20 protein-coding genes and 1 pseudogene are annotated in these 21855 nt (G+C 47.4%); 12 read left to right on the forward strand and 9 right to left on the reverse strand.

What is annotated here, in order from left to right; genetic code table 11:
- Positions 1-4 precede the first annotated feature (4 nt).
- From gldG to RT717_RS17540, 4 genes are read right to left on the reverse strand one after another with little or no spacing between them, the layout of a single operon-like run.
- Entirely contained in the window at positions 5-1690 is a 1686-nt protein-coding gene (gldG, locus tag RT717_RS17525) for a gliding motility-associated ABC transporter substrate-binding protein GldG (protein ID WP_317487683.1), read from the reverse strand.
- Complete coding sequence (gldF, locus tag RT717_RS17530) at positions 1687-2412, reverse strand: gliding motility-associated ABC transporter permease subunit GldF (protein WP_317487684.1); 726 nt, start codon at positions 2410-2412, stop codon at positions 1687-1689. The genes gldG and gldF overlap by 4 nt, the downstream gene beginning before the upstream one ends.
- 3 nt (positions 2413-2415) lie before the next feature.
- On the reverse strand, positions 2416-3342 hold the full coding sequence (gene gldA / locus RT717_RS17535; protein ID WP_317487685.1) for a gliding motility-associated ABC transporter ATP-binding subunit GldA: 927 nt from the start codon (positions 3340-3342) through the stop codon (positions 2416-2418).
- Between the two features lie 24 nt (positions 3343-3366).
- The gene (locus RT717_RS17540; RefSeq protein ID WP_317487686.1) at positions 3367-4071 is read right to left on the reverse strand and encodes an SDR family oxidoreductase; all 705 of its coding nucleotides are present in this window, start codon (positions 4069-4071) and stop codon (positions 3367-3369) included.
- Positions 4072-4095: 24 nt separating this feature from the next.
- Here RT717_RS17540 and RT717_RS17545 point away from each other — a divergent pair, with 24 nt between their 5' ends.
- The 3 genes from RT717_RS17545 to trhA all read left to right on the forward strand — a co-directional run bounded on the left by RT717_RS17545 (position 4096) and on the right by trhA (position 6658).
- Complete coding sequence (locus tag RT717_RS17545) at positions 4096-5181, forward strand: acyloxyacyl hydrolase (RefSeq protein WP_317487687.1); 1086 nt, start codon at positions 4096-4098, stop codon at positions 5179-5181.
- Positions 5171-5923, forward strand: coding sequence for a GIN domain-containing protein (locus RT717_RS17550; RefSeq protein WP_317487688.1), 753 nt, complete (start codon positions 5171-5173; stop codon positions 5921-5923). The genes RT717_RS17545 and RT717_RS17550 overlap by 11 nt, the downstream gene beginning before the upstream one ends.
- An 87-nt stretch (positions 5924-6010) precedes the next feature.
- A complete protein-coding gene (gene trhA / locus RT717_RS17555; protein ID WP_317487689.1) occupies positions 6011-6658 on the forward strand; it encodes a PAQR family membrane homeostasis protein TrhA in 648 nt (215 codons plus the stop codon).
- Here the strand turns inward: trhA and RT717_RS17560 are convergent.
- Positions 6655-7482 carry a purine-nucleoside phosphorylase gene (locus RT717_RS17560; RefSeq protein WP_317487690.1) on the reverse strand — a complete coding sequence of 276 codons (828 nt, stop codon included), beginning with the start codon at positions 7480-7482 and terminating at the stop codon, positions 6655-6657. The genes trhA and RT717_RS17560 overlap by 4 nt on opposite strands.
- Before the next feature lie 146 nt (positions 7483-7628).
- Here RT717_RS17560 and RT717_RS17565 point away from each other — a divergent pair, with 146 nt between their 5' ends.
- The 4 genes from RT717_RS17565 to RT717_RS17580 all read left to right on the forward strand — a co-directional run bounded on the left by RT717_RS17565 (position 7629) and on the right by RT717_RS17580 (position 11851).
- Positions 7629-9665, forward strand: coding sequence for a S9 family peptidase (locus tag RT717_RS17565; RefSeq protein WP_317487691.1), 2037 nt, complete (start codon positions 7629-7631; stop codon positions 9663-9665).
- 151 nt (positions 9666-9816) lie between these two features.
- Positions 9817-10446, forward strand: a complete 630-nt coding sequence (locus RT717_RS17570; RefSeq protein WP_317487692.1) for a 3-keto-disaccharide hydrolase — start codon at positions 9817-9819, stop codon at positions 10444-10446.
- Between the two features lie 5 nt (positions 10447-10451).
- The gene (locus tag RT717_RS17575; protein ID WP_317487693.1) at positions 10452-10952 is read left to right on the forward strand and encodes a DinB family protein; all 501 of its coding nucleotides are present in this window, start codon (positions 10452-10454) and stop codon (positions 10950-10952) included.
- Between the two features lie 365 nt (positions 10953-11317).
- Positions 11318-11851, forward strand: coding sequence for a hypothetical protein (locus RT717_RS17580; protein ID WP_317487694.1), 534 nt, complete (start codon positions 11318-11320; stop codon positions 11849-11851).
- Positions 11852-12286: 435 nt separating this feature from the next.
- On the opposite strand, the gene RT717_RS17585 is transcribed toward RT717_RS17580, so the two are convergent.
- Positions 12287-12514: a hypothetical protein gene (locus tag RT717_RS17585; RefSeq protein ID WP_317487695.1), complete on the reverse strand. Its 228-nt coding sequence runs from the start codon at positions 12512-12514 to the stop codon at positions 12287-12289.
- Between the two features lie 138 nt (positions 12515-12652).
- Positions 12653-13372: a hypothetical protein gene (locus RT717_RS17590; protein ID WP_317487696.1), complete on the reverse strand. Its 720-nt coding sequence runs from the start codon at positions 13370-13372 to the stop codon at positions 12653-12655.
- Positions 13373-13482: 110 nt separating this feature from the next.
- On the opposite strand from RT717_RS17590, the gene RT717_RS17595 reads away from it, so the two are divergent.
- From RT717_RS17595 to RT717_RS17605, 3 genes are all read left to right on the forward strand, one after another.
- Entirely contained in the window at positions 13483-15057 is a 1575-nt protein-coding gene (locus RT717_RS17595) for a phospholipase D-like domain-containing protein (RefSeq protein ID WP_317487697.1), read from the forward strand.
- Between the two features lie 170 nt (positions 15058-15227).
- Positions 15228-15977, forward strand: a complete 750-nt coding sequence (locus RT717_RS17600) for a hypothetical protein (protein WP_317487698.1) — start codon at positions 15228-15230, stop codon at positions 15975-15977.
- Positions 15978-15987: 10 nt separating this feature from the next.
- Positions 15988-16113: a hypothetical protein gene (locus tag RT717_RS17605; RefSeq protein ID WP_317487699.1), complete on the forward strand. Its 126-nt coding sequence runs from the start codon at positions 15988-15990 to the stop codon at positions 16111-16113.
- 89 nt (positions 16114-16202) lie between these two features.
- Here RT717_RS17605 and RT717_RS17610 read toward each other — a convergent pair whose 3' ends face one another.
- Positions 16203-16853, reverse strand: a complete 651-nt coding sequence (locus RT717_RS17610) for a response regulator transcription factor (RefSeq protein WP_317487700.1) — start codon at positions 16851-16853, stop codon at positions 16203-16205.
- 1 nt (position 16854) lies between these two features.
- Positions 16855-18780: a tetratricopeptide repeat-containing sensor histidine kinase gene (locus RT717_RS17615; protein ID WP_317487701.1), complete on the reverse strand. Its 1926-nt coding sequence runs from the start codon at positions 18778-18780 to the stop codon at positions 16855-16857.
- A gap of 490 nt (positions 18781-19270) precedes the next feature.
- On the opposite strand from RT717_RS17615, the gene RT717_RS17620 reads away from it, so the two are divergent.
- Entirely contained in the window at positions 19271-20776 is a 1506-nt protein-coding gene (locus RT717_RS17620) for a PorP/SprF family type IX secretion system membrane protein (RefSeq protein ID WP_317487702.1), read from the forward strand.
- Between the two features lie 131 nt (positions 20777-20907).
- Positions 20908-21720, forward strand: a pseudogene (locus tag RT717_RS28525) (PKD domain-containing protein); the annotation flags it as partial.
- Positions 21721-21855: the final 135 nt, after the last annotated feature.

Raw genomic sequence — 21855 nt, forward strand, 5'->3', positions numbered from 1 at the left:
GGCCTTAGAACCTGGTGTATTTTCTCTTTCTTAGGAACATTTTAGCGATACCGAAGAGCAGCAAAAGCACCAAAGGACCTGCCAGATTCAGTACCTGCCAGAATGTGCGGCTTTCATCTATCTTCTGCTTATCGAGCGGTCGTATCTTCACTTCACGGTTTCTGGCCAAAATCAACCCATCATCGTCCATGAGGTACTCAAGAGCATTGACAATGAAGTCTTTGTTGGCGTATACTTTCTGAGAAATAGGGTCGATGCCCAGCTCCATTGGCTGCCCGTTTTCGGGGTTCAGCTCATTGCGGATGAAATCGCCATCTGCCACCACCACTATTTTTGATGGCACTCCTTTTTCCCTGAATCCGGTTTTATTTACGCCTCTTGGAAGCGTCCTGTTTCTATAAAGCGAATTAAACGGGCCTTCCAGCAAATAGCCCACGGGCTGACTCCCCTGGTTGAACGCCTCCGGATTGATGCCTCCTCGGATATCGTTGAGGTTGACCCTGACAGGCGACGACAGCACTCTCGACCTTTCCGAGGTAAACATCAAAGGCGTCTTTACGATGCCGTTGGCCTTTACAGTGTCGATGGTAGAGGTGAATCGGAAAATGACAGCGTCCAGGTTTTTGACCACAGGGTGATCTGAAAACCGATTGACCTCCGGAAAAAACGGCCAGGGGATCAATTTCACCTGAGGTTGGTCGCCCACCATGCCATCGATGACCAGGAATTCTCCGCAGCTTAAGTCTTGCACAAAGTTCTGGTTGATGCGAGCCCCGTAGTTGAAAAGCAGGTCAGTGAGGTTGTGTTCAATGGGGAAGGCGATGGTGCCTGCTCCCTCTGCCCCTGCCATGTCGACGCTGAGCGCATCAATGAAAAACAGCAGCTTGCCCCCACTCATGACGTACTGATCGAGAAGGTATTTTTCGTTTTCACTAAATTCCACCGAGGGCTTTGCGACCACGATAGCGTCAAACCCAGCCAACGGCTGCACCTGCCTGGTCAGCTGAATGGCACTCACCTCATACTTTTCCATCAGCAACGACTGAAAACCAGCCAGCGCCAGTGTGTCAATGGCGTAATGGTCAACAACTACCCCTACCCTCTTTCTATCGTTGTTCACCAACTGTTTGATGGCATAGGCAAGGTTATATTCCGCTCCCTCTATCGACTGGTTGAGCAGCTCCTCGTTGCCATCGCCTTTGTTACCCTTGAGCAGCATCACGCCAGCTTCCCTGCCTCCGTAGGAAATCAACGCCCCAGGATACAACCGACGGCGGACAGTATTGCCATCTTTGGTATAGCTCAGATCGGTGGGTTGGATGCCTTTAGCGCTCAGCTCCATCATCATTTTTTCCTGGGCCTGGCGAGAGCCCCCTGCTACGGGATTCTTGAAAGTAAACTCAAGGTTTTTGCCACCATGCACACTGAACTCTTCCAGCGTCTCCCTGATTGATTTCTGAAGCCTTTTCAGGTTGGAAGGCAGCTCTCCTTCGAGGTACACTTCCACATACACCACCTCGTCGAGGTTACGCAACAATTCTTTAGTTGGCTCAGAGATGGAATATCTTCCTTCCTCGGTGAGGTCAATGCGGACTGGCCAGGTGTCGGCCAGCATGTTTACCCAAACGACCAGAAAAAGGCCATTGAGCAATATCAACCATCGGGTCACCTGTCTGCTTTTCCAGTTCATATCCTTTGGTTGAGTTTAAGTCTGGTTATCAGCAGGAATATGAAAATTACACTCAGAAAATAGACAATGTCCCTGGAATCGAGCAGCCCCTTGCTCAGCGAGTTGTAATGTGTAAGCATGCCCAGCTGTTCAAAGAACAATGAGTAGCTGCCCCACACGTTGATGGCAGCGATAGAGTTGAAGCCCGTGAAAAGGAAAAAGCAGAGGAATACAGCCAGTATAAAAGCAATGATTTGGTTTTCTGATAACGACGATGCCATTAGACCAATCGACGTGAAAGCGGCCCCCAACAAAACCAACCCGACATAGGAGCCTAGGATGCCAGCGGTGTCGAGGTTGCCCGGAGGATTACCCAACGATGAAATAGAGAAATAGTAAAGAGCAGTGGGCAGCAAAGTAAAGACGACAAGAAAGAGGCCGGCCAGGTATTTGCCGCCTATAATCTGCACTTCAGAAAGCGGCCTGGTTAGCAGCAACTCAAGCGTCCCTCCTTTTTTCTCCTCTGCAAAAAGCCGCATAGTAATAGCAGGAATTAGAAACATCAGCACATAGGGGCCAAGGCTGAAAAGGGTCTCCATGTCGGCATAGCCATAGTCGAGTACGCTGGTTTCAGGAAACACCCACATGAGCAGGCCAATGCCGGTAAGGAACACCGCTATCACCACGTAGGCAATAAGTGAATTGAGGAAGCTATTGACTTCTTTGCTGAAAACTGTCCACATAGGCTAAGAAACTGTTTCTTGTGTGAGTTCCTTAAATATATTTTCCAGAGAGTTCTCCTCTTGCTGGATGCCCAACAGCGGCCAGCTATTTTCACCCGCCAGCTTGAGCAGCGACGGTCGAATGTCCTTGTCAGCATCGATTGTAAGCCGGATCTTCCTGGCGTCGATTGTCTCTATATTGACTACTTCTTTCATTTTATCCAACCCGGCAAAGCTGCTCATTTCTTCCGAAAACTCCAGTACCACATAGGTTTGGCCTTTGGCCTGCTTACCCAGCTCTTTCACGGTGCTGTCGGCCACTTTCTTCCCCTTATTGATGATGATGACCCTTTCGCAGATAGCAGTCACCTCCTGCATGATGTGGGTAGAAAACACCACGGTCTTTTCTTTACCTATCTCTTTGATTACATGGCGGATTTCCAGGATTTGGTTTGGATCGAGGCCGGTGGTCGGTTCATCGAGGATAAGTACCGGTGGATTGTGGATCAGTGCCTGAGCTAAGCCCACCCGCTGGCGGTAACCTTTCGACAGCTGGCCGATCAGCTTGTTTTGCTCTACTCCCAGGCCGCACAGGTCAATCATCTCCTTTACCCTGCTGGAAAGGGCATTGCCTTTGATTTTGTGCACATGGCCAATGAAAGCAAGGTACTCATGCACGTACATGTCGAGGTAGAGCGGGTTGTGTTCGGGCAGGTAGCCCACGTGGTTGCGCACTTCAGCCGATTGGGTTTCGACGTCGTAACCAGCCACGGAAATCGTTCCTTCGGTGGGAACAAAATAGGTGGTGGCCATTTTCATGGTAGTGGACTTACCCGCACCATTGGGGCCTAAAAACCCGAGAATTTCTCCTTTCTTAGCCGAAAAAGAAAGATGATCAACCGCTCTCTGAGCGCCGAAAACCTTACTTACATTTTGTACCTCTAGCGACATATCCTGAATGCAACCCCAAAAATATTATTTTTTAGGCTTTCCTTGTGGTCTTAGGGGTCTTAATTCAATATCGCCTGGCAAGTAATTTGGGTGGGTGTCCAATAACTCGACTACTGACTTGGCAATATCTTCCGGCCGCATCATGTTTTCAGGTGGCGTAGAGGTATGCCTTCCTTCGAAGAAATGGGTATTGGTAGAGCCCGGATACACACCAGTGACTTTGATGCCAAAGTCCCGGAGCTCCATCATCATGGAGTGTGTGAGTCCGGTTACGGCATGTTTGGTGGCGCTGTAGGCTGCGTAGCCTTTCACCCCATTGAGCCCTGCAATAGAGGAAATGTTAATGATATGCCCGAAGTCGTTTTGCTTCATTTGCGGCACCAGCAGCCTGGAGATGTAGAAGATGCTGTCGACATTGGTGCGAAACATTGTCTGCCAGTCTTCGGGCTTGGTGTCCTCAAAAGCCGAAGGAATGCCAAGTCCGGCATTGTTGATCAGAAAGTCGATAGTGTTGCCAAATTTAGCTACTGTGGCCTTGTAGGCAGCTTCGATCGACTCAACCGACTGCACATCGGCGCTAATAAACTGAAAATCGTTGTCTGAAATTCCCGGGTCTGTTCTGCTCCAGCCAGCTACCTTCACTCCCTTCTCTAAAAGTTCCTCTACAATGGCAAGCCCTATTCCCTTGCTCGCTCCCGTTACAATTGCCGTTTTACCTTTCAAAATCATACTTTTGAGTCTTTCACTTGTTCGATGCGCTATACGCTTGCAATAATCTTTATTTTCAATCTACTATCAAATGTTTTCGGACAAAGCATTAGTTCCATCGAAGCATCACAAAGTATTGAATTGACTGGTGAGTATGGCTCCTTCTTTTTCAATGAAAAAATTCCCCACCTGACCAACACCGCCCTCAGCGGTTTTAGTGTCGGCTATCAAAAAACACCAATCCCTTTGTACAATTGGGCCAACACCCGCAAAACTTTTTCCTTCCATGCAAAGTTGACTTACCTCGACTTCCACAACAAAAACCTGGGGAAGGCCGTCGGTCTGCAGGCCTTCCTTGACATACCTGTCGTTCAGTGGGAAGAATCGACCATTTACGCCAACACGGGTGTAGGGCTGCTCTACTCCGGCTCTCATTTCAGCATAAAAGAAAGTAACCTCAACTTTGCCATTGGCGCTCCGCTTAGCTACAAAATCAATTTTGGTGTTGGGTTCAAAAGACACTGGGGCCAGAGATGGTACAGCCGGGCGGAATTATCCTTTATGCACATTTCGAATGGTGGCATTAGGGTTCCGAACCTGGGGCTCAATAGTGCACAAATGGCCGTCGGGGCTGGCTACATTTTTTCGCAAAAAGAAAAGGTGTTTGAAGCGCCTAAACCTGGCCTGCAGCTGGCAAGAAAAAGCCATTGGCTTCTCCAGTTTGGTGGGGGGCTGAGGCAACCGGAGTGGCTTCTGGCAAAAAAGTATGCGCTGGTTTACCTCGGGGTTCTGAGAGAAAGGCTGTTTTTTGAAAAAGTCTATCTTGGCATAGGCGTCGACTACTTTTATGATTGGGCGACTAAGTATGAGGTGAGCACGGGCATCGTGAGTGGGAACGGCCTTCACTACAGAGTAGGCATCCTCGCTCAACAAGAGTGGCTGTTTGGGCGAATGGGTTTGCAGGCAGGGCTTGGCTACCATGTGGTGAAGCAAACCGCCGACCCCGACTGGTACCAGAAGGCAGGCCTGAAATTCCATATCAACAACAAGTTCTCGGTAGCCAGTCACCTGATTGTCAGGAACTTTCAGGGGTCTTACGCAGTAATTTGGGGAGGTACCTATGCGTTTTAGTAGTAGGCACATCTTGCAGATATCATTGGTAATGCTCGGTGGGCTAACTGGGTCAGCCTGTCAGGATGGGTTTGTTGACCGGTGCTTTGAAAAATACGGCCATGAGATAGTAGAGGAAATAGAATTGAAGAAGTTCACCAGCCTGGAAATCATGGATGACATTGAAGTAGAGCTGGTGAGCGGGGCCTTTCAACAGGTAGTGCTTACTACCTATGAAGAGTTGCTACCCAATATGACGTTTACAGAAATTGACCAGGGCTATCGGGTGGAAAATACCACCGCCTGCCTTTGGAACAGCCACTACAAGAGTCCAAAGCTGACGATTTCTTCGCCTGACCTGAACTTCATTGTTCACCGAAGCACCAGCCCGATGTATAGCAAAGACTCCATCCGCCTCGACCGGCTCTGGCTGGCCATTCATCTCAGCTATACAGAGATAGACCTCACCATAAAAACGGGTGGGTTTGTGCTGAGAAACTACGGCAAGTCCAACGTAAAAATTAGTGGCACCAGCGACTACGCCGACCTGTTTGTCAACCAGCAGGTGTCGTTGGTGGATTGCAGCCGACTTAGGGCAAAAGTGGTGGTGGTGGAGCACGAAGGCCTCAATGACATGAGAGTATTCCCTATCGATACATTAAGAGGCAACATCAGCGGCTATGGAAATCTTATCTATTTCAATGAGCCAAAAGCAATTAAGGTAAGCATCGACGGTAGCGGAAAGCTTCTCTCTTATGATTAAAGAGGTTGCTCTGTTCTTTCTACACGAAGCAACCTCTTTAATGACTACATTGGGGCACTTTTCCTGGTCATAAACTATTAGTAAACTATGGAAGCTTCAGCACATCGACCGCAAACCCTCAAAGAGGAAATAGCCAATAGCCTCACCCACGGCATCGGCATCCTCTTCAGTGTGGTGGCCATCTCCTTGTTAGTCACTTTCTCGGTCTTAAATGGTTCAGCCATTCACGTGGTGAGCAGCAGCATTTTCGCCGGCTCGTTTCTCTTGCTTTATACCTTTTCAACGCTCTATCATGCCTTTCAGCACGAGCAGGTGAAAAGGCTACTCCGCACATTCGACCACATCAGCATCTATATTCTCATTGCCGGCACCTACACACCCTTCTTGCTTTTGGGAGTAAGCGGAGCACTCGGATGGGTGTTTTTCGGAATCATCTGGCTGCTGGCCGTGCTGGGCATCATTTTCAAGGTGTACTACCAGTACCGTTTTCCCAAGGCCTCCCTTATATTTTACCTTGGCATGGGATGGATGGGCGTTTTCCTTATTAAGCCCCTTTTTGCCTCGCTCGACGCCACTGTTTTGTCACTGATTCTTGGCGGCGGCGTGAGTTATACGCTGGGCACCATCTTTTTTGTGCAAAAGAAAATGATGTATGCCCACGCCATCTGGCATTTGTTTGTGCTGGGAGGCACCATTACGCATTTTATTGCGATGATGTTTTTGCTGCAGGTTTAGTCACCCGTTGACTCTACCATCCTGCTCACCATCTTCTTCAACAATGGCTCTGCTTTTTGAGCAGCATCTACTATTTCCTGAAGGTTTACCTTTTTGATAAGGCCTGGCACACCCATGTCGGTGATGATGGAAAGGGCAAACACCGGAATTTCCATGTGCCGGGCCACAATCACCTCAGGCACGGTGGACATGCCCACTGCGTCGGCGCCTATGATCCTGAGATACTTATACTCTGCCGGCGTTTCCAGGTTAGGACCTTCAACCCCTGCGTACACCCCCTCTTTCAAATCGATGCCTTCCTCTTTCGCAATCTGTCTCGCCAGCTTCAGCATGCCCCTGTCATAAGCCTCGCTCATATCAGGGAAGCGGTCGCCCAGGGTATCCAGGTTTTTACCTCGCAGGGGGTTTTCTGTGAACAGGTTAATATGGTCAGTCACCATCATCATGTCGCTGTTTTGGAAGTCGGGGTTCAACCCGCCAGAGGCATTCGACACAAAGAGGCGCTTAATGCCCAGCAGCTTCATCACCCTCACCGGCAGGGTCACCTGCTGCATGCTATAGCCCTCGTAGAAATGGAACCGACCCTGCATCACCACCACAGGTACCTGGCCAATATGCCCGAAAATGAGCTTGCCTTTGTGAAACTCAACCGTTGATACCGGAAAGTGGGGAATATCCTTGTAATCAATCACATCAGCTATCGTCACTTCATCCACAAGGCTGTGGAGACCAGTGCCGAGAATAATCCCCGTTTCGGGCCGGACAGCCGTTTTGCTTTGAAGAAATTGACTGATCTCCTGTATTTGAGTGATTGGGACGTGCATGTATAATGTTCTTAAAGAAAAATCTGACCAATCTACTCTTCAAGAATTGCTTTTGAAAATAAAACTTTGGTGATTTATCTGCTCTTAGCTCTATATTAGCTTCCGACCCCAACACCCCTCTTATTCTTATTCTAAGCTCATCACCTATGAAAAAGTATTTTCTGCTTTCCCTTCTTGTGACTTCTGGGCTCGCTTTACACAGCCAGTCGTTGAAAAATCCTTCATTTGAAGAAGTGCTCTCGCTGCAATCTGCAGGCAGCCCGCACATATCTCCTGACGGAAAAAACGTAGCCTTCACGGTTAATTCCACCGACTGGGAAGAAAACAGGTTTGATACGGAAATTTGGCTATCAAAAAACGGTGGCACGCCGTTTCAGCTTACCAATAACACGAAAAGCAGCAGTACGAGCCCCAAGTGGTCGCCCGATGGGCAATGGATTGCCTTTCTGTCAGACAAAACTGGCAAAACACAGATTCAGGTCATCCGGCTGGAGGGCGGCGAGTCGGTGCAACTGACTGACACAAAAGGAAGCATTTCGAATTTTGAATGGGCGCCCGATGGTAAACAAATTGCCTTCACACAAGCCGAAGACAAAGAGAAAGCTGAGAAGGCAAGAAAGGAAAAGTTTGGCGGCTTTGAAGTGGAAGATGCCGAATACAAACTAAACAGGCTGTGGCTGACGACGTTTGATCCTGAGAAATTGTTTAAGCAAGAGCTTCCAAAAGACAAAAAGGACACGACGAAAAAAGACGAGACTACCAAAATTTTACTGGACAGTGTGAACTACACGGTAACCAACTTTCTATGGTCGCCTGACGGAACGAAAATCGCTTTCAACCATCAGCCAGATCCTTTCATTACTTCGTTTATTAAGTCCGATATTTCGATACTGGATGTGGCCACAAAAAAGGTAACGCCGCTTGTTAAAAACAAAAGCTCCGATGGGCTTGAGGCCTGGTCGCCCGATGGGCAGTGGATTCTTTACAGCAGCTTCCTAAGTGACACCACTTCTAATTTCTACAAAAATGAACAGCTGTTTAGAATAAAACTGGATGGGTCCGCAAACACGCAGTTAGCAAAATCGTTCGATGAAAACCTGGGTTCCCTCGTGTGGAACCCGCAGGGGATATTTGGCATTGCCTACCAAAAAACGGTGCGCCGCATTTTCTTTGTTGACCCCGACAACGGAAAGTTCAAGCCCATCTTTACTTCTCCAGCGAGAATTTACGGCATGTCGTTCACTGGCGACGGCGAGGTAGTCGCTTTCTCGGGTGCTGAAGACAATTCCCTGACAGAGATCTACACAAGCCCCATCAAGGCTGTGGCGCAAAAGAAGCTCACCAACTTTACCGGGCAGCTTTCTGACTGGGCCACTGCCGACAGCGAAGTAGTCAGCTGGAAAAGCAAGGATGGTGCTACCATTGAAGGCATCCTCAGCAAGCCAAAGGATTACGACCCTAAAAAGAAATATCCGTTGCTGGTCATCATCCATGGCGGGCCAACGGGCATCTCCACTCCGTCACCAGTTGCCAGTTATGTTTATCCCCTCAACCAGTGGGTCAACAAAGGTGCTCTGATTTTACAGCCCAACTACCGGGGCTCCGCAGGTTACGGCGAGGCTTTCCGTTCGCTGAATGTAGAGAACCTGGGCGTGGGTGATGCCTGGGATGTGTTGTCAGGTGTGGAGTCGCTGGAGAAAAAGGGCATCGTCGACAGCAACAAGATAGGCTGCATGGGCTGGAGCCAGGGTGGCTACATCTCTGCCTTTCTCACCACCAACTCTGATAAATTCAAAGCCATTTCCGTGGGCGCCGGTATTTCCAACTGGGTGACTTATTATGTCAATACCGACATACACCCGTTCACCCGGCAGTACCTCAAAGCCACACCCTGGGCCGACATGGGCATTTACCTGAAGACATCGCCCATGACCCATATCAACAACGCCAAAACGCCTACGCTGATCCAGCATGGCGAGTTCGACAAGCGGGTGCCAATTCCCAACGCATACGAATTGTATCAGGGTTTGCAAGACGTAGGCGTGACTACCAAACTCGTTGTTTACAAGGGCTTTGGCCATGGCATTACCAAGCCTAAGGAAAGGCTGGCAGCTGTCTGGCACAACTGGCAGTGGTTTGGTAAGTACATCTGGGGAGAAGAGATTGAGGTGCCGGAGGAGTAGCGAAGCATAGATTACAAAAGTTTAGAAATAGCTCCAGGCTGGCTGCTCCTGCCAAGGCAAGGAAGAAAAAAAGCTGGCAGCAGCTTCCAAACTTTTGTAATCTTAAGTCCGCAGAACTTTCGTATTTTGGTTCTGCAATAACCTTATAGCTATGAAAATGCGCTTGCCTACATCTACTGTATTTCCGGTTCTGATGATAATTTTCTCCTGCTCCTCCCCTTCTCCCACCACCCTCTTCGACGGCAGCACCCTCACCGGCTGGGAAGGTGATGCCAATACCTGGCGTGTAGAAAACGGAGATATCGTGGGTGGTTCGCTGACCGAAACGGTTCCGCACAACGAATTCCTCTGCACACTTCAGCCGTACGGCGACTTTAAACTCACCCTTAAATACAAACTCGAAACCGGAGGTGGCTTCACCAACGCCGGTGTGCAGTTCAGGAGCGTCCGTGCCACCGAACCCGCTTACGAAATGATCGGCTACCAGGCCGATATCGGCAATGGCTACTTTGGTTCGCTGTACGACGAGTCCAGAAGAGACAAAGTGCTGGCGGGCATCGATTCCCTGGCAGGGGTGCAGCTTTTCAAACCCAACGACTGGAACGACTACCAGATTATTGCCGAGGGGAAACGAATCCAAATCTTTCTGAATGGCGTTCAAACCGTAGATTATACAGAAGAGGACGACGCTATTCCACAAACCGGCCTTATCGGCTTGCAGGTGCACGGAGGCGGGAAGGTGAAAGTGAGCTATAAGGATATCGAATTGACGGAATTTTAGCAGGAATGAAAACAGACTCATTTATCAAAACCATCGACTTCTGGCTGGATGAGTTAGACCGGTATGATTTTGCCCAGATTCTCCGTCAGCCTCAGCCCGATAAGTGGTCGATGGGACAAGTGTATATGCACCTGATCAGCGCTACGGGCTTTTTTCTCTCGCATGTTCAAACCTGTTTGCAAACAGACGACAACGCTCAGGAAGAAATGACACCGCAAGCAAAAGTGATGCTTGCCAACGACCAGTTTCCCGACAAGATGCTGGAAGGGCCTCCGTCGAACGCCGCTACCCCGCAGCCGGCATCGAAGGACGAGATCGTCAGAGGATTCGAAAAGTTAAAAGAGAGAATTTTGGCCCTAGGGAATTCAAACAGTACGAACAAAGGAAAAACCAAACACCCTGGCCACCAGTTCTTCAACGCAGATGAATGGCTGCAATATGCCCATATGCATTTCCGGCACCACGAAAGACAGAAAGGAAGGATTGAAGTGTTTTTGGAGGGGTGAAGTTGGCAGATACAGCAGATTACAAAAGTTTCAGAAAAGGCTTCGAGCCCTCTGCTCTCACTAACGCTAGAGGCGGCACCAACCAGAGCAGAACCTAGCAAACTTTTGTAATCTTTCAATCCAAACGTTCTATGCCCAGGCCTGTTTCTTCACGGCCTCTGAGGAAGCTGGTAAAGACAAAAGCAGAGGCACAAACGGGCACTAAATTTTTTCAGCCTCCTCCCCAACCTTCTTTTAAAGTTTACGTCTGTAGATGAGGCTCAGGCGATCCAACTTCCTCAAACTTTTTAGACTGTTGACTGCCTGGCTCCTGCTATCAATTTTAGATGGTAGATTTTTTAACAATTAGTAAAGGTCAAATAACTATGAAAAAGGTGTTCACTGGATCCCTGTTGGCAGGGATGGTTCTATTTTTTTGCGCTTGCAGTTCTGACGACGCAGGCGACCCCGTTGGCAATGAAAAGATTGAAGTGACGATAGGCAGCGCTGACCCGATTATCTTTTTCGGATCATGTATGAAGCTGTCGGACAACACGTATCAGCTCTCTGGCAACGCTAACGACGACAGCGGTCTTTCGTTCACTATTTCATGGCAAGGCGAAGAGCCAAAAGGCACCTTCGCCTGGAATGCCAACTTCGAAACCAGCGTGGCAGGCACCTGGCTGATGATGGCCAATGGCGATATGACTAAGTCGTATTACAGCTACGATGCGGCCAACGGCGAGGTTACAGGCAACCGCTCAGGAAGCCTGGTTATTGAAAAGTTTGGTGGCGTTGATGGGTTCGTTGAGGGCACATTCGAAGTCACTAATGCAAGGCTGCTCGAAGTAAGCAATGCAACGGCCAATGAAAGCAATGTAAAAATCACTGCTAAATTCAAGGTAAGCCGCTCAATTTAAGGGCGTAAGCAAACGATTTGAAGAACCACCGGACTGGGAAGTCTCGGTGGTTTTTTTGTGGACGCACCAGGCATCGGTAGCAGCCGGAACTTCGCAGTCAGCCAGCTGGCGGAGAGAAGTCTCCACGGTGTTTGCAGTTCTCTTTTCTGAGCCACTGCTGCTATCCGGGGAATGCCGTTCCACGTCGGCTCCCTCGTACCTCGCCATCGGCATGACGCTGGCCTGGAGACGGTGGATGTGCTCATGCCAAAAAAACCTAGGCCTTATCAAATAAGCGATACAATCGTCAAGCTAATACGCCTTGGTTTCCACTATTGCTCAAACGAGGGCGATTGGAGCGATTGGAGAATCCCGTAAACCGGGTTTGGAACCCGGCGAACTGCCTTCGGTTTTCTTGCTCAGCGATTGAAATTTCGAAGAGCCAGATGGTGCACCTTACTTTTTCAGCCGTTCTTTAACGAGTTGACTGGCCTCTGCGTTTGAGTATAGATTACCCGCATCAGCATCTTTAATTCCCTCGTCAATAGCCAGTTTTTCTTCACTGGTAAGCCGATGAAAATGTCCTATTTCATGTTCCAACTCGATAGCTTGGAGTAGTTTGTCCAACAGTTGCGGGTCATTGATGTCGTTAACCCTTTCTATTATCTTTTCCTTGATGTTCATGATAGTTAAAGATAGTTTTTAGTCTGGAAAGTAGCCAATGGTGCAAGAAATCGAGATTGTGAAGAGGAGGAGAATGGTCTCGAATGGTAAATGGGATATCGGCGATACAATCGCCAGACTCATACGCCCTCGTTTCCGCTATCGCTCAAACGAGGGCGATTGGGGTACACTTATTTCGACTATTTTCTGAGCAACTTCACGAAAAATAAAAATTCTATTAAAACCAGAAGTAAAACCAATATTCTTCACCAGAATTTGGCCAACTGACCCAGCAAGAAAATTTCCCTCGCATATTAACAGCCACTGTTCATCAAAGGCCTCGTAGCTCTTGAGAGCCTGTTCCTTTTTTGAAAGAATTTTCTCCAGGTCAGCTCGCCCAAAGTCAGGTATGAACCCGGTTGCAGACTCGGCAAAATATGACTTTGTCAAATGCTCCGAGAAGAAAATGTTAAAACCAATAAAGCCGTCTGTACTCGAAGAATCAAAATTTCCATCGTAGTTTGATCTCTTGGGTTGGGATCCTATGATGCTAGAAATTTTATTGGCGACCTTGCTGGAATAGGAAGTGATTTTCGATTTTGACAGTCCTAATGTTGGCTGAAAACTTAGACTAAGGTGAAATGGCATGTAACCCTGCTCATCAAGTATAGACACAACGGCGTCACCTATTTTCTTTAACAACATTTGTCTAGACCTTCTTTTTTCGTCAAGTATTTCGGTGATTTCAACTCCAATCACTTTATCACTTCTAACTAGTTTTATGTCGGGTTTTTCCCAACACTTAAAAAGATAGTCTTCGTCGGGCTCTAAAACCTCAATGAAACTAGTGAATACTCGCTTTTCTTCCTCCTTAGTCATCTCAGCAAAGCATCAAATTTAAGGTTGCTAACCATAATTATACCCGCCCAATCTACCCATTTTTCTACTCAATCTGATCCTCCCAGAAAAAACGTAAATTGCCCTTTGCTATGGGTAAACTGCTATCTATGTTTCTACTGAATATGAAACTCAAAGTACGCCACTCTTTCTTCGTTCTTATATTGCTCTGCCTTGCAGCCTGCACCCCTACAGAACTTAAATACCCTCCCATCACCGAGGACTTCTGCTCGCAGCTTCCGGCCGCAGCGCCAGTCAAACTGTCGGACTACCTGGCACCTTACGATGCCCTGCTGACCACTAAGACCGGCGTGCACTCTCTTGAAGAAGGCGACGTTTCTATGATCACCCGGGCGTGGCTCACCGAAGCTGCAGAGCAAACCATCGATATTCAGTACTTCATTTTTTCTACAGACAATATCGGGCTCATTGCCGCCGACTTCTTATTAGGCGCTGCCGACCGGGGCGTGAAGATCAGGATCATCGTGGACGACATTATGGTGGAAGCCGAGGAAGACGACCTGTTGGCCATGGATGCCCACCCCAACCTGGAAGTGAAAATTTACAACCCCAATGCCAATATTGGCAAAAACCTACCAGGCAAGCTGTTGTCGCTTGCCACCGACTTTCAGGGTTTCAATCAGCGCATGCACAACAAAACGTTCATTGTCGACCAGCAGGTGGTGATCACCGGCGGCAGAAACATTGCCGATGAGTACTTCGACTACGACCACGAATACAATTTCCGTGACCGTGACGTGCTGCTGGTGGGCAAGAAAGTGAGCGACGTGCAGCAGTCGTTCGATCTGTTTTGGGACAGCAAGCTTAGCGTGCCTGTGGGTGAGCTGGCCGAGGTAACCGATGAGGAGCTCAACCTCGATGTGAAGTACGCCTACCTCCACCAGTACGCCTGCAACCCCGAAAACTTCTGGCCTGAGGTAAGGGAAAAGGCAAAGCAGGTGCCGACAGAATTTCAGAAAGCACAGGCCTCCGGCTCCCTGGTGTGGACCGACAGCGTGCAGTTCATCTCCGACCTGCCGGGCAAAAATGACGGCAGCCAGGGCTTGGCGGGTGGTGGCGTGGCTACCGATTCGCTGGTCAGCCTGATCCGGCGGGCAAAGTCGTCCATCCTCATCCAGTCACCTTACCTTATTACGACCGAGGTCAGCCAGCAGCTCTTCAAAGCAGCTGTTGACCGTGGAGTAACTGTCAAAATTCTCACCAACAGCCTCTCGTCGACTGACAACCTGGAAGCATTTAGCGGCTACCAGCGGGACAGGGAAAAGCTGCTGGAGGCTGGCGTAAAAATTTACGAATTCAAACCCGATGCTGCCGTCCGCTTTGAGGTGATGACGGGAGCCCTGCAGAAGAAAATGGACTTCACTCCTGTCTTTGGCCTCCATGCCAAATCGATGGTGATCGACGACGATATTGCCGTGATTGGCACCTTCAACCTTGACCCCCGCAGCGCCAACTTGAACACAGAGTGCATAGCAGTTATTTATGACCGCAAAGTCACCGCTGACCTGCGTCAGGCCATGGAGGTCGACATCCGGCCGGAGAATGCCTGGGAAACCACATTAGACTTCAACCCTGATTCGGAAGCGGGCCGGGCAAAACAGTTCAAGGTGTGGCTGCGAGGTGTGATGCCCAAGTCAATTTTGTAATATTCCCTGCTCTTTGGCTGAATACTCCAATTAAAAACTATATCAAGGAATAATATCAAAGAGATATTTATTTATTTAAATTTATATATTAATCGGTATAGATACATTTTCTACTTTACTTCAACATACACACTAGTGACTCTTTACTACGCTTACGAAAAAATTTCTGTATGAAAGCACGGTTTCATTTCATCATCCTGACTGCCTTCGTGGGGATTTATCTGCAAGCAGAGGCGCAGCACAAGACCTACCTCGGCTTTGAGCTTGGCCCTAAGTATGAGAAGATTTCTGTCGATGACCTGGGTGGGATGGTTGGAGAAAAGCCGATATACTACAGTCCTGCAGGTGGATTTATCGTAGGGCAGGAAATCAGCCAGGGCCTTCTATTGGAAACCGGGCTTAATGCTTATAAATACGGGGTGGGCTTTAGATTGAAAAGCCCCAATGTCGGCCTGATTTCGGGGCAGTCCTACGCTGCTATTCAAATCCCTGTCAGGCTAAAATCCAACTTTGGCTTTTTCAGGGAAAGGCTAAAGCTTTCGCCATTTATCGGTTATTCTTTTGTCCACAATATGCGATATGAAATAGACAGAGGATCAACCAATATTGGGGGGCATAGTAGTTCATTTCATGCAGGTGATGAAAGTCGGTTAACGATGGTGGCAACCCCTGGTTTGAGGAAAAACTATAGTTTGATTGAGGCAGGTGTATCCGTTAGCTGGCAATTCAAAAACAGCTTTGTTCTCTACATCAATGGCAGCTCTACCAAAGGTTTTAAGAAAATGACGGAAATCGACGGCACCTACCAGATAGGCAATGGACCGGAGCAGTCGGCCAAGATCAGCTCAAACGGCGACTTCTATAACATGTTGTTCGGTGTGAAGTTTCCTATTAGCCCTGCGTGGCAGTATCGGAAATAACAAACAGCATATGTCTTTAAAAAAGTTAAAAAAGCCTTCACGAGTCGAAAAACTAAGAGGTATTGTAGAAGCAACACCTGACTTCGACTACAAAAAAGTGCTCGATGAAGAGAGAATGAAGAAGTACGGGACTTAAATCGAGCATTTTACTGCCTCATTAATCTGCATTCCCTAATCAAAACCTCCAAGGGGATCTGTCTTATTCGATAACAGTGGATGACTCCTTTAAAAGCTCATGATCACTGCTTTTTGCTCTACTGCCCACAGGGAAAGACTATTGGCATGCCCCGACAAAGCCAGCTTCCCAATGATATTACTTCTGTGCTTTTCGATGGTGCGTTCCGAAACATGCAATTTATCCGCAATGGCCTGGGAACTGAGTTGGCTGGCTATTAGTTTCAATATTTTCCTCTCCGAGGGTGAGAGTAACTCAAGTTTTTCGAGACTTGTATTCGCTGTGTTCAGATCCTTGTGGAGTATAGAGGGGCTATAGTAAAACTCACCTTGCATCACCTTTTCGATACATTTGAAAATTTCCAAATTGGTATCTTCCTTCAGCAGGTACCCCGCAATGTGAAGACTTTTAGCCTGCACGATAAATTCCGCCTCCTTGTGATAAGAAAGAATAATAACCTTCGTAAGTAAGCCCTTTTTTCTGCATTCTTCGGCCACGGCAAACCCGGTAAGGTAGGGCATCTCAATATCCAATACCGCTACATCGGGATGGTAATCAGTAATCAACTTCAACGCCGTGCTCCCGTCGCTGGCGGCACCGACCACGTTGACCCCTCCCTTTTTCAAGGTGTCTTCAAGTCCTTGCAATAACAATGGGTGATCATCGGCCACCACCGCTCTCAGGTTCTTCAAACTCATCATCCTATGCTGGCTTATTAATCACTAAAGTAACACTGGTACCCTTTCCTTTTGTCGACTCGATAAGAATTTTACCTCCGACCATCTGAGTTCTTTCCTTCAGGGTTTTCATTCCCAAACTATGGATGGTCTCTGGCTTTTCGGTCAGATCAAAACCAACACCATAGTCCTGCACCGTTACGATTACTTTTCTCGCCTCCAGGGTAACACGAACAATCGCAGATTCGGTTTGAGCATGCTTGATCATATTGTTGAGCGCCTCTTGCACTATGCGGTAAATCTGAAGTTCGTGTTCCCGGGAAAAGATATTGTCAATCGTGTCAATTTCCTCAGTAAAGAATATGTCTGTTACTTCGTCCACATCGTTCACCAGCTTTTTGATGCTGGCAGTAAGCCCCAACCTGTCGAGCACAGCAGGGTGCAACGCTTTGGAAATGGTTCTCACCTCCTCCAGGGCCTTGCTTACCATGGTAGCCGTCGTATCGTCCTGATTCAAAGTCACCTTGTTTTTGATCAGAATCAGACTTTGGCCTACAGAGTCGTGGAGATCCCTGGAGATTCTCTTTCGCTCTTCTTCGTGAGAAGAAAGCAACTGGCGGGAAAAGCGCTCCTGCATCGCATTAGCGTTCAACGCATATTTTCTGGAGCGATACAGATAAACACTGCCGAATAATAGCAACATGCCTATGGCTATTGCCCAGGCTAATCTTGTTTTGAAAAGGCTAGCAGCTGAAATAAGTTTAATCTCCCCTTCCTGTTGGGTAATCTTCAAATCCTTTTTGGTGGTTTCGTAGATGGCGTTCAGCTGCTTCACCTGTCGAGACTTTTCTTTGTTGAATACCGAATCTTTCACCGCCTCAGATTTGAGCATATACTCATACCCTTCCTTGTAATAACCTAGCGCCGAGTGGGCCTCAGCCAACCGTTTCAATACTTTTTGCTCCATGTCCCTGTTTGGATACCTGACAAGAAACTCCATAGCTTTTTCCCCACTATCGATAGACTTTTGATAGAAGTCATAGTCCAGATAAAGCTGCTGGTACTTGGCATAGGCGTGGACGGTGGAGGCCGGTTTCCTGATCACCTCTTCTTTCAGTTTCAAAGACCTGCCCAGGTAATCAAGTGCTTTGGGGAAATCACCTTGATCGGCAAAAACCATAGCATAATTCCCCAGTATGATAGAGAGTGCGTTGAGGTTATTTGTCTTCTCTGCGAAGAAAACTCCCTGTTCATCGTACTCCCGGGCCTTGCCGAGTTTGTTCATGTTGTGGCTCAATACACCCAAATTGAGGTAATCGCTGAGAAAACGAGAAGTATCACCAAACGAAATGTTGAGTTCGAGGGCTTTGAGCAAGTGCTTTTCGGCACTTTTATAATCTTTGGTAGTCCGATATAAATTGCCCAGGTTGCCATGGATCAAGGCAATGCCCAATGAATCGCCCAGCTGCTCTCGCAACACTAAGGATTGCAAGTAATAATCGATAGCACCTGGGTAGTTAACCAGGGAGAATTGAACCCTTGCAATGAAGTTAAGGCAATAAGCTTCCAGTTGCTTGTTGCCAATTTCTCTGGCGATTGAAATGGATTTGTGAAAATATTCAAGACTCCTCTCAGAATCCGCTTTGATATCATAATAGTGGCCAATATTATTTAAGCTAGTGATCATGCCCTCTTTGGATGCTGCTTGTTCGCTTAACATCAATGCCCTGGTGGCGTAGTTGAGGGAAGAGTCGGGTATGAAATTTTCAAACTCATCACAAATTTCATTGAGCAATCGGATTTTATCCATCACGCCAGCCGACGGTAGCTGACTTTTTAAAGCATCTATTTTACTCGTCGTTACTTCCTGTGACAGCAGACGACCATTGATCAACAACAGCAAAAACGGAAACACAATATATCCTACAATTCCTGGTGAGCTTTTTACCATCGTAATTCAGTACTAATTTCCTGCTAGCCTGTCAAGATAACAGCTCCCGACTCAGTAAACTGATCAGACTCTTAAAAATATCCAACTATTTCTAAAAAAGAGAGTTTTTGTTGTGCGAGGTAGAGGTCTCGTGCAGTAAGTCCTCTCGACTGCCTGTTCTTTCCGCCTCAAAATGGCTCCATCAGTCCTGCTAGTTCATGAAGTTTTTTTAACCATTCCATGGTTGACAGATGGAGGTAGTCAATGTCACACTGCCGAACACCGCTCCAGATTCTCAGAATATCAGACCCCTCTAAACAGTCGATTTTGGTGTAAAACCTGCAAAAATACGTGGCGCTACGTAGGCATTTACGTGGCGCCTCGTATTTCTACTCATTTTGCTTAAGCCCAACTTTACCGAACCATAGATGGGTTTAAAACATACACATGGAGCGCATGGTAAGATGTATCGTTTCCCATTTCAACGCTGAAAGAACTTAAAGCTGAGCTGATGCACATCTCAATTAGACACTTCGAAAGACTTTTCTTGTTCCTTACCTTCTCATTTTTCGGGTGGAGCCTTTCTGCTCAGAACTTGTTCTTCAATCAATACCATTTTAGCCCTTTGGCTGCCAACCCCGGTCAGGCTGGCACATTGCAAGATGCCTGGGTCGGCATCAACTACCGCAGTGTGCCCCTTCAACTGGGCGAGAAATTTATTACTACCCAGGCTTCAGCGCTATACCCTGTAGGAATTGGCAATCACAGGCTGGTATTCTCCGGAAGTTTTTTCAGCGACCGGGTGACTGAATTCTTCAACACCACCGGAGGCTCTTTGGGGGCTGCCCTGAGCATTGCACTAAGCGAGCGAAGTGAGCTAAGCTTTGGCACACAAGCCGTCGTGTTTGGCAATAGTTTGACTGGCGATATTTCAACAGATAGTCAATTTATCAATGGCATATTTGACCCGACTGCGCCAACTGGTGAATTGATAGGTAGCAAAAGTGGTCAGGTAATTTCAGCCAGTAGCGGGCTCTATTGGCAGGTGCGGGACTATGACGGCCGTGGGAAAGGTTTTGCAGGCATCTCTCTTTTTAACTTCACGAACCCTGAAATGTCGTACTCCGACCAAATAAGTCAAAAACTGCCCACCACTTATAAAGCCACGCTGGGCTACGAAATTTTAAAACATGGCAAGTTTGCCATTTTACCTACAGCGCAGGGCATTATTGGCAATGGAAAGAAACTGCTACAGACAGGCAGCTTGTTCACTTACGACCTTGCAGGCAATGGCGCTAAGCAGATTGGGCTAGGTGGGTGGTATAGCACCAGCGAGCTAGCGGTGTTTTCGGTGCAGTACCAGCAGCCAGAGGTAAAAGCCGCCGTGAGCTTCGATGTGCCTGTAAGCAATGCCTATGGTGGTGCTGTGGGGAGTCCACTTGAAATAGCCATTTTCTATCGGATTTTTAAGAAGAATAAACGGGAAGCTGCTCCCATGGTGGTACAAACGGCAGTGCCTGTGGCAGCCGCACAACCCATGGCTGCCGATGGGGCTACAGAAATGACGGCAGAGGCGGATTCGAAAACCCAGGTTGAGGAGCAACCAGTAAAAGGAACCGAACGGCTAGTACAAAAAGAACTGGCGTCAGCTCCGCTAACCCCCGAAGAAGAAAGGATCATAGACGAGAATGTGCGGTTCAAATTGGACAGTGACATACTCGATGAGCCATCACAGGAATACCTTGCCCAGGTGGTAGCAATATTCCAACAACACGCAAATCTCCACATCCAATTGACAGGCCACACCTGCAACACTGGCAGCCGGGACGTAAACCAAAACCTGTCGATAAAGCGGGCCGAAAGCGTGAAAGCCTATTTGGTAAATAAAGGCCTTGGTGAGGACAGGATAACGGTCGACGGAAAAGGTGAAACCCAGCCTTTGACAGACAATTCTTCAGAAGCACTCAGGCAACTTAACAGAAGAGTAGAAATTAAGATAGTGGAAGAAAGCAAATGAGAGTTTATGCTGTCAGCAATAGGTATGTCAGCCATTAGACCTTGAATGAAGTTAAATCTTTGCGCATGAAAAAATCAATGAGATCTATAGAAGGGTTTTGTTCCCTTTTTACTCTTATCAATCAAAAAAGAATGAAATTAGGCATAATCGTATGGCTTTTAATAGTATTTTTTTTTGCCTCTATTACAGTTTATAGTCAGCGACCACCAGTGAAAGCTGATTTTTCGGAAACCCCATCAATTGGATGTGACTTGCCTCAAACAGTATCCTTTACTGATTTATCAGAAAATCCCGATACATGGTCATGGTCTTTCGGAGATGGATCTACATCAACATTAAAAAATCCAAATCATACCTATACTTCAGCAGGTCGCTTTGATGTCCGTCTTTTTGTTCAAGATACGACCAATGGTGATTCTGATGAAATTACAAGAACGATAACTATCGGGGGTTCTATAGTTGAATTTAAAGAAGCTGATGCCGATTTTCCGTATGGATGTGCTCCATATTTAGTGAACTTTATCGATGAGTCAACAACCATAGCCTCTACTATAATCACAGATTGGTTATGGGATTTTGGAGATGGCAGTACATCTGAAGATCAGAATCCATCACATACTTATGAAAAACTAGGATACCATTCTATCACGCTAACAACGACCAATTCCGTTGGTTGCATAAATACCATAACAAAAACAAATTTTGTTCAGGTGGTTGGACCCATGGTTGATTTTGGAACTACTAGTGCTAGACAGTTAGATGGCCCGGGTGCTGTAACTTTCCAGGATCAGAGTTTTTCTGGTTCGCCAATAACTAGCAGACTATGGAATTTTGGAGATGGAGCTACCACATCTACTAATCCAAACCCCACACATACTTATACCACATCAGGTACTTTCGATGTAAGCTTGACGATAAGTACCCTTGATGGTTGTCCTACAACACTTAAAAAAAGTCATTATATCAATACGATCCCTGGAGCCTACGATGTATCCAAAGCCATTTTCACTGGTGATCATGAACGTTTTTCAGTGCGATTTCAAGAAAGCTCACCAATCTCTTTGGCCTTTAGCGCCGAT

Source organism: Imperialibacter roseus, assembly GCF_032999765.1.
Classification (GTDB): Bacteria; Bacteroidota; Bacteroidia; order Cytophagales; family Cyclobacteriaceae; genus Imperialibacter; species Imperialibacter roseus.